Consider the following 2,110-nt stretch of genomic DNA (forward strand, 5'->3'; position numbering starts at 1 on the left):
AACCAACCGATTGGGTTTTGGCAGGATAACGGCAGTCGGTATCACAATGCTTATTGGGCGGTTTATGACAATACTTGGCATCACGGTGATGATGTTTGCCTGAGTGTCCATCAAGGAATGACCTTCTATGGCCGCAGTGATGCCACCCTTAACCCTGGAGGGGTGCGGATTGGAACGGCGGAAATCTATCAGCAAGTGAACCAATTGGAATACATCCAAGATTCTATCGCGGTAGGTAAAACCGTCGACGAAGATGAACGAATTATTTTATTTGTACAGATGGTCAATTCAACGCCGCTTACCGAGGCGTTATGTGACGAAATTAGACAGCGACTTAAAGAAAAATGCTCTCCTCGTCATGTTCCTTGGAAAATATTCGCTATCACTGATACGCCAAGAACAAAGTCTGGAAAGTTAGTGGAACTGGCCGTTAAACAGAGAATTAATGGAAAAGAAGTGAACAATATAGAAGCTATTGCCAACCCAAGTAGTCTTGATGACATCGCACAGCTCGTCAATTTCTAACAACGTGTTTCGCTTTACAATGTCATCTTTGTTAGCCGGTTCATCATTGAATTGGCTATTTTTTCTGCCCAACACCCATAACGACAGACTGTACTCCGTGCTCAGTTTGTATGTCGAACGCTTTAGAGACTGTGACACTGTCAAACCCAACGCTGGTTAGTACTTGCTCTACTTTGGTTTGGGTTAGACCAAAATCTTCATCTTGTTCTGTCAGCCAATCCCAGTGAACAAAGATGCCTTCACTGTCTAAAATCGAATAAATAACATCGGCTGTTTCAGAAAAGCTTGGTAAAAAACCACACACCGATGAAGCGACAACAACATCGAACTGATTACGAAACGCAGGGTGCTGCGCGACAAGACCTCGGGTAAGCTCATCAACGACAGGCTCGACGTTAGCGAGCTCTTTCATATCCAGTTGTTCAATCATCGCTTCGGAGGAGTCAAGAGCAACGATATCTTTGGCAATGGATGACATTTTATGACTAAGAAGGCCTGTCCCACATCCAAAATCAAGGACATGCTTGCCTTTAAGGTTCGTCAATTGAGTTAACTGTTCAAATACGTGAGAGGCAAACTCAGAAGTCGCTTGTTCATCTTCCCAAGTTTTCGCGTATTTGTCCCATTCGTTCGCCATCATGATCTCCCTGTATCATCTTTCATTTGGCAATAGGCTCAAGAGTAAACCAAAATGACGTACGAAGGTATCTCTTAGACAGACAATTTCACAATATTTGTATATGATTTATGGACTCGATCCCGATTGTACAGCAAATGAACTTATCTCAAATTGAAGCTTTTTGTCGTGTCGCCGATGTTGGTTCTGTTTCAGAAGCGGCGAGACAACTTGAATGCAACCGCACAAAACTCAGTATGTCCATTAAAGCGCTCGAAAAAGAGCTGGCAACTGAGCTCTTTATTCGCAGCGGTAACCACGTCACCCTTTCTGAAGCTGGCAAAGCGATCTACAAAGATTGTGAAAATTTAATTGTGACGGCTTCCCGAATTAAGCAAACCTGCGTTCAAGCCTCTGGAGAATTCAATGCGGAAGTGTGGATAGCACGTGACGATTCTTTGCCCGATGATTTATGGCAAGATCTTGCGCACTCCATGAATAAGCAGTTCCCCGCCACGTCGATTAATATTGTCTTGGCATCAAGTGGTGATTTATCCAACCTGGTCGAAACTCGACAAGTAGATTTCGCGTTTGGTGTCGATTATGAACGAGCAGATGACCCTCGCATAACCTACCAGCCTCTTGGCAAGATACGAATGATGTCGGTATGTAAGCGAGATCACGCTCTAAGTAAGATGAGTCGGGTTTCAGATGATGTACTAAGAGATTCAATGCAAGCTGTCATGGTTTATCTGAACGAAAAAGACAACCCTGAACTTCAACCGTTTTCTCTCCGATACATTGGTTTCTCTAGTTTTGATTTCATGCTCGCGACGATTTTAACAGAGAACGCATGGGGAGTGCTTCCTGAGCCTCTGATTCGCCACCACTTACGCCAACAAGAATTAGCCGTGATTAAGCACACTTATGGTCTGACACAAGAAGATTATTGTAAGATCGGAAGAGCGG

General features: G+C 43.9%; 2 protein-coding genes and 1 pseudogene. 2 read left to right on the forward strand and 1 reads right to left on the reverse strand.

All coding sequences use genetic code 11. The features are described 5' to 3' along the window. Positions 1-525, forward strand: a pseudogene (locus ACP45E_RS20310) (acetoacetate--CoA ligase); the annotation flags it as partial. A gap of 55 nt (positions 526-580) precedes the next feature. Here ACP45E_RS20310 and ACP45E_RS20315 read toward each other — a convergent pair. Further along, positions 581-1,162, reverse strand: coding sequence for a class I SAM-dependent DNA methyltransferase (locus ACP45E_RS20315; RefSeq protein ID WP_017035891.1), 582 nt, complete (start codon positions 1,160-1,162; stop codon positions 581-583). A gap of 137 nt (positions 1,163-1,299) precedes the next feature. Here ACP45E_RS20315 and ACP45E_RS20320 point away from each other — a divergent pair. Further along, a partial coding sequence (locus ACP45E_RS20320) for a LysR family transcriptional regulator (protein ID WP_069585482.1) occupies positions 1,300-2,110 on the forward strand: 811 nt, incomplete at its 3' end.

This window comes from Vibrio genomosp. F10 str. 9ZD137 (assembly GCF_049974785.1).
In the GTDB taxonomy this organism is placed as follows: domain Bacteria; phylum Pseudomonadota; class Gammaproteobacteria; order Enterobacterales; family Vibrionaceae; genus Vibrio.